General features: G+C 67.8%; 5 protein-coding genes. 2 read left to right on the top strand and 3 right to left on the bottom strand.

The window, feature by feature from the left end; translation table 11 throughout:
- Nucleotides 1-578, top strand: a 578-nt coding sequence (locus E1261_RS41850) for a winged helix-turn-helix domain-containing protein (protein ID WP_238176783.1), incomplete at its 5' end; no start/stop codon positions are given.
- 89 nt (nt 579-667) lie between these two features.
- Nucleotides 668-2,374 (top strand): alpha/beta hydrolase, encoded by a 1,707-nt coding sequence (locus tag E1261_RS41845; protein ID WP_132415363.1) that lies wholly within the window; start codon nt 668-670, stop codon nt 2,372-2,374.
- 457 nt (nt 2,375-2,831) lie between these two features.
- Here the strand turns inward: E1261_RS41845 and E1261_RS41840 are convergent, their stop codons facing one another.
- The 3 genes from E1261_RS41840 to dapB form a co-directional block, all read right to left on the bottom strand.
- On the bottom strand, nt 2,832-5,330 hold the full coding sequence (locus E1261_RS41840) for an ATP-binding protein (protein ID WP_132415361.1): 2,499 nt from the start codon (nt 5,328-5,330) through the stop codon (nt 2,832-2,834).
- Nucleotides 5,331-5,464: 134 nt separating this feature from the next.
- A complete protein-coding gene (locus tag E1261_RS41835; protein WP_132415359.1) occupies nt 5,465-5,911 on the bottom strand; it encodes a hypothetical protein in 447 nt (148 codons plus the stop codon).
- Nucleotides 5,912-5,913: 2 nt separating this feature from the next.
- On the bottom strand, nt 5,914-6,660 hold the full coding sequence (gene dapB, locus E1261_RS41830; RefSeq protein WP_132415369.1) for a 4-hydroxy-tetrahydrodipicolinate reductase: 747 nt from the start codon (nt 6,658-6,660) through the stop codon (nt 5,914-5,916).
- Nucleotides 6,661-6,962 lie beyond the last annotated feature (302 nt).

Here is a 6,962-nt window from a genome sequence, read left to right as displayed (position 1 = left end):
GGAGGGTGGCGGGTATGAGCGAGCTGCGGGTTAACGAGGTTGGGGACATGGTGTTGACGGGGGCGGCGGCGATGCAGGCGCTGGCGGATCCAGTGCGGCTGGCGATGACGGATCGGCTGACTCGGCACGGGGCGGCGACCACTGACGAGCTTGCGGACGCGACCGGGGTCCCGGCACAGGCTGTGGAGGAGCATGCGGAGCAGCTGGCGGCGGTGGGCCTGCTGAAGCGGAACGGGGATAGCTGGGAGGCGTGTGGGCGGGGCATCTTCTTCGAGATTCCGGAGGACGGGGAGGTCGAGGTTCAGCAGGCGGCTCGGGCGTTGAGCAGTGCGATGTTGCTGAGTTATGAGCACCTTCCGCGCCAGTGGGTCGAGAGCACGGAACCGGGGCTGGAGCTGGAGTGGGCTCGCTCGGCGGGGTTGTTCAACGCGGGCATGTGGTTGACCGCCGAGGAACTGCGCAAGGTGCAGGAGGATCTCGAGGTTCTGCTGATGCCTTATCTGCAACGCAAAGAGCCGACGCCGGACTCACGGCGGGTGCGGATGCTCGCGTACTTCCTGCCACCCAAAAGCGACTAGAACGCGACTAGCCGGGGGTGGTGCTCGACCACACCCGGCTGACATGACAGATTGCGACGGTCCGATCACGCTTTGCCGTTGGAGTCTGTATGAAGGTCGTCTCCCTGGCCGTCGGCCTGGGGCTGTCCGCCGCTGCTGTCCTGATCGTTCCCGGCTCGGGAGCGACCGCCTCGATGCCGACGGGGGTGATCGTCGACAAGGCGCGGCCGGTGGCGAACAAGTACCTGCAGCAGAAGCTCACCTGGCGACGCTGCGGTGACGAGGAACTGCGGACCTTCTGCACGAAGATCGCCGCACCGCGCGACTGGGCCAACCAGTACGCCGGAACCGACATCGAGCTCGCGGTCAGCAAGGTCGCCCCGGAGCGCGGTAAGCCCAGCCGGGTCGTGTTCGGCAACCCAGGTGGACCGGGCGGCGCCGGGCTCGGGATGGCGCCGTACCTCGCAAGCCAGAAGCCGCTGGCCAAGAACCATCTGGCGGTCGGCTTCGACCCCCGCGGTTCCGGCGAGAGCACCAACGTCACCTGCCAGGGCGCGCCGGGCTATTCGATGGACGCCCGCGACCGCGATGCGTTGAACCTGGACCTGATCTCGCAGGCCTCCAAGCTCGCCCAGCCGTACTGCGATCGCCAGTCCCGCGGCCTGCTCCCCTACATCACCACCGCTCAGACCGTGCAGGACATGGACCTGATCCGCCAACTGCTCGGCTTCGACAAGATCGACTTCGTCGGCTACTCCGGCGGCACCTGGATGGGCGCGTACTACCAGACCTACTTCCCGCAGCACGTCGGCCGTTTCGTGCTCGACTCGAACACCGACTTCACCCGCCCGTGGATCAGCACGTTCGCGGAGCAGCCGGCCGCGTTCCAGCGGCGGTTCCAGCAGGACTTCGCGACCTGGGCAGCCAAGTACGACGACAAGCTGCACCTCGGGATGACGTCCCGCGAGGTGGTTCGCAACTACGAACGGTTACGGGCGGCGCTGAAGAAGCAGCCCGCGGTCGAGGAGTTCCTGGAAGCCTCGATCCGGATCACCTACGACCAGAACACCCTGGACGACATGGTTTCCGGGGATTTGTATACAAAACTCGACTTCTACTCGCTGGCCCTTGATCTGGCATTTCTCCGCGACCTTTCCGAAACCCAGACAAAGGGCGGAGCGAGGGCCGCGCAACGGTTGGTCGATGGACTCTCGCCGACCCGCCAGCGGGAACTCGTCCGCCGCGCTCACCGCAGCACCGTCGGCCTGTCCGCACTCGGCGACGACTACGAGGACGCGACCTTCACTGCGATCACCTGCAACGACACCGCCTGGCCGCAAGGCCGTGAGCACGCCGACCAACTCGCCGCGCGCCTCGGCCCGCGGAACCCGCTGATCGGCTGGAGCATGAACGAGAACCCGTGCTTCTACTGGGACCGCCCGCGGCTCAATCTGCCGCAGCCAACCGGCGCCGGTCTGCCCACAACCCTGATGGTGCAGAGCCAGAACGACCCCGCCACCAGTTACACGTTGGCTGCCGCAGCCCATCATCGGTACGCCGGTTCGCGGCTGCTGACGATCACCGGCGAAGGCGACCACGGCGTGTACGGCGGGGTGAACAAGTGCGCGGACCGGATCATCAACGCGTTCCTCACCACCGGCAGGACCCCGGCCGCCGATGTGAGCTGCCGTGGCGAGGGCATCCCGGCGCCGTCCACCCCGGAACCGATCAACCACGAGGGTGCTGAAGCGGCGACCGGATCCCCGTTGCGCCGGGTCGCGGGATTCACGGCCGCCCTCTCCGGATATCTGCGCTGAAATCATCACGAATTGGCAGCGGCCAAACGCTTGACTCAAATCCGGAGTGGCAATTCGGAGGCTTCTGAAATCACACACCGGCAGCCTCCGGTTACGGTCGGCGAAATCCCGCAGGTGCCTTCGTTGTCAGGACATATTTGTCAGGGCGATGTCAGGGTTACGTCCCTGTGCGACGCAGCGTGACTTCGACAACCTTGTGTCAGCGCGGGAGAGCCGGGCGTCGACCGGGAGGGCTCGACGAAAGGCTCGACCGCCGGACGTGGCTTCGGCCGGCTGTATGTGGGGGGACTGCCTGGGGGGTCAGACAGAGGCACAGCCGGCCGGGTCCACGCACCGCTGCGGTCCCGCGCATCCCAGGTCCCTCGCGGGGCATCGTCGATCCCCCAGGTCGTGATGCTCCGCGAGGCATGTACTCGTCCGATCAGCAGCTCTGGTGGACTGCTGATCGGTTCGGGTCTCACAAGTACCTGGACCGGTCCGGATCAGGTGCCGGGTGCTGGACCGGGTAGCCGTCGGCCACGGCAGCCAGCGGTGCTGCGCGTCCAGCCGACCAGGCCGCCCGGAAGGCCTGCCGATCGAGCGACTCCTCGACCGCACGCCGCGTGGCCAGGTAGTCCGCCTTCTCGACCTGCGGCACCGGTGCCTGGATAACTTCCCGTACGCCGTCCGCCGCACCCAGCAGGAATGCCGCGTACTCGCTGCGCTCCCGCTGTTGAGCAACAGCCGCGAGCTCTTCCAGCACACTGGCCGAACGCCACCGGTCACCCAGGTCCCGATGCTCAGCCAGGCTCTCGTCGAGCAGGTGCACCGCACGCTCGGTCAGACCGCGACGCCGCTCGACTATGCCGAGCTGGTTGAGTGACCACGCCACACCCTCGCGGTAGCCGAGCCGCTGCGACAGCGCCAGGCTCTCCTGCAGCAGGGCCTCCGCGTCGACCAGCTCACCCTTGTACTGCGCTATTGCGCCGAGGCTGATCAGCGACCAGGCGAGTCCTTCACCGTCACCCAGCTTCCGGAAGCTGTCGCGCGCCCGGCCACACCGGCGCGCACCGACATCCAGATCGCCCCGCAGCCACGCCACGAAGCCGAGCTGGTTGTGCGCCCACGACATCCCGGACTGGTCACCAAGGTTCTCGAACAGGTCGTAGCTCTGACAGTGCAGGTCCTCAGCAGTCCGGTAGTCGCCGCGCTCGCGCGCCACTCCCCCGAGTCGCTGCAGGACCAACGCCGTACCGGCCGTGTCCTTGAGTTCCTTGTACTGCGTGAGCGCGGTCTCGAGCCGAGTCGTCGCCACGTCGTACTCGCACTGCAGGAACGCCAGCATGCCGGCGCCGAGATTCGCCTTCGCCAGCGCCGGTGTCGCGTCTTCAGTGGACGGCGACAGGGCTAGCGAACGCTCCAGCCACAGACTGCCTTCCGCGTAGTGACCGCGCAGGTAGCAGAACAACCAGAGTGCGCCAGACAACCGCAATGCTTCGCTGACTGACCTGGTCTGCAGCGCCCATGCCATGGCTGCGCGCAGGTTGTCCAGCTCACTCTGCAAACGTTCTAGCCACTCCTCCTGGCTCGCACCGCGCAGCTCACGCTCCGCCTGCTCCGCCAGCCCGATGTAGAAGTGCGCATGCCTGCTGACTGCTTCGTCCACGCTTGCCGTCGCCTGCAACCGGTCAGCCGCGAACTCCCGGATCACGGCGAGCATGTAGTACCGCGCGACGCCACCGTGGCGAGTCACCCGGATCAGCGACTTGTCCACCAGCCGTCCGGTCAGATCGAGCGCCTCGGCCCGCGCCACCGGCCCGGGTGCGTCCTCACCCGACATCACCATCGCGGCCGCACTCAGGGTCCAGCCACCGACGAACACCGACAGCTGCGCGAAGACATCGCGCTCCGCCGGTGTGAGCAGGTCATGGCTCCACTCGATCGCACCGCGCATCGACTGCTGCCGCGGTGACGCCGTGCGGTCGCCACCGGCCAGGATGCCGAACGACGTCTCCAGCTCACCGGCCAGCTCTTCGATGGTCATCACGTTCGTCCGGGCGGCCGCCAGCTCGATCGCCAGCGGCATGCCCTCGAGCCGGCGGACCACTCGGGCCACCTGCTCCAGCTGACCGGTCGGGTCGTACCCGCGCGCACTCGCCCGATCCACGAACAACCGGACCGCGGCGGACAGCTCGGCCTGATCCTCGTCCGGCGGCAGGGACAGCGGCGGTACGACGTACACGTTCTCACCGGGGACGCGCAGCAGCTCGCGGCTGGAGGCGAGGATGGACAGGTTCGGGCAGGACTCCAGCAGCGCGGCGCACACCTGGCCGACGTTCGAGACCACGTGGGAGCAGTTGTCGAACGCCAGCAGCAGTGTGCGCTGGCCGATCTGCTCGGCGATCTCTTCAGCCAGCCGGGTGGTGTCCAAGGGGTGCAGCCCGATCGAGGCAGCCACGGCCGGGGCCACGCCCTCCGCGTCGGTCAGCGAAGCGAGCGGCACCCAGCACACACCGTCCGGGAAGTCTTCGGACAGCTCGCTTGCGACCGCCATGGTGAGCCGGGTCTTGCCGATGCCGCCCGGACCGGTCAGCGTCAGCAGCCGGGTGATGCGCTGGCCCAGCAAGCGCTTGGCTGCGGTCAGCTCGACAGTCCGACCGATCAACTCGTTCGGCGGGGCAGGTGGTCGCCTCAGCACCGGCTGCGGCGACTCGGAGTCGTTCCGCGCGGTAGCGGTGAGTTGAGTGCGCTCGGCGCTGTTCAGTCGCAGGGCGTCCGCGAGGAGCCGCAGAGTGTGCGCTCTCGGCGCACGGCGACGACCCCGCTCCAGCGCCGCGATCGCGTCGACACTCAGACCGGCCAGCTCCGCCAGGCCCTCCTGCGACAGCCCGGCGTCTCGCCGATGCCGGCGCAACAGGCCGCCGAACCCAGCCCCCTGCACGTCGTCCGAACCGCGGCGAGATCCGTCGGACGACACAGGACGGCTCCACCCAGTTTCCGGCCTCGACGTGGCGGTTGCCACGTACGTCTCGAAAATATCCTTTTCCGGCCCGCATTGTCAGTGATCGCCGAAGGTTCGCGGCGAAGTCGCAGGTAATGCTGAATACCAGATCAGGGCTTGCCAACCGCGTGCCGGGCGATCGCCTGCCGCATGGTTGCCCGTGCGCGCTTGCGGTCCCCGGCGGCGTCGTACGCCGTCGACAGCCGGAACCATACCCGCCAATCGTCCGGCGAAGCCTCTGCCTCGGTCCGGTACTGCTCGAACGCCGCATCGGCCGCAGCCCGGTCGATCCGCCCGGACGGCCGCCGCGGCAGATCGTCGACCGGCAACCCACCGGCCGCCTCCAGCTCACGGGCCAGCCCCTCGGTCTGGGTACCGAACCGCAACTCGCGCCAGACCAGATACGCACCGAGCACCGGAATCACCAGTACGGCGACGCCGAGGCCGACCGCGACCGGATCACCGGTCCCGATCAGCAACACCCCGCGCCAGCCGAGCAGAGCGGCGTACGCAACGAACACGACCGCCAGGACGATCGCCGCCTGCTTAGCTCTCATGCTTAGGCAAGATCCATGAAGTGCTCGAGGCCAATGGTCAGACCGGGCGTCGAGACGATGTTCCGGATCCCGAGCAGCACACCGGGCATGAACGACACCCGCTCGATCGAGTCGTGCCGGATCGTCAGCGTCCCGCCCTCGTCACCGAACAGCACCTCCTGGTGCGCGATCAGCCCGCGCAGCCGGACGCCGTGCACCCGGATCCCCTCGATGTCCGCACCGCGAGCCCCGTCGAGCGACGTCGTCGTCGCGTCCGGGATCGGCGCGCTGCCGGCGTCCCGGCGAGCGGCCGCGATCAACTCCGCCGTACGGCGGGCTGTCCCGGAAGGGGCATCCACCTTGTCCGGGTGGTGCAGCTCGATGATCTCGACCGACTCGTAGTACTTGGCCGCCTCGGCTGCGAACTGCATCATCAGCACCGCGCCGATGGAGAAGTTCGGGGCGATCAGTACGCCGACACCCGGAGCCGCATCCAGCCAGGACTGCAGCTTGGCCAGCCGCTCCTCGTCCCAGCCGGTGGTGCCGACGACCGCGTGGATCCCGTTCGCGACGCACCACTCGAGGTTGTCCATCACCACCTCGGGCCGGGTGAAGTCCACCACGACCTGAGTGCTCGCCTTGGTCAACTCGGCCAGGTCATCCTCATGGTCCAGCTGCGCGACCAGCTCCACGTCCGTGGCCTCGTCAACCGCCAGGCACGTCTGAGCGCCCATCTTGCCCTTGGCCCCCAGTACACCAACCTTGATCATCCGCGCCCTCTCACCGATCCCGTCGAGACCCCAGGATCTCATCCACCCCACCCAACCTTGAGCACCGGTCAGTCACTTCTACGCGCAGAACGTGGTCGATGCGTGCACAAAGTGCACCCCAGCACGACCTTGGGCACCGCTCGACCACCTGAGCGAACGGGACATGGCTGATTCGTGCACAAGGTGCCGGCACCACGACCTTGGGCACCGCTCGACCGTTTGCGCGGACCGGATGTGGTTGATGGGTGCTCAAAGTGCGGGCGCCGGGGCGACCTTGAGCCCGGGTCGACCATCTCGGGGGC

It is taken from the genome of Kribbella albertanoniae (assembly GCF_004348455.1).
GTDB lineage: Bacteria > Actinomycetota > Actinomycetes > Propionibacteriales > Kribbellaceae > Kribbella > Kribbella albertanoniae.
This window is presented reverse-complemented; position numbering and strand designations above follow the sequence as displayed.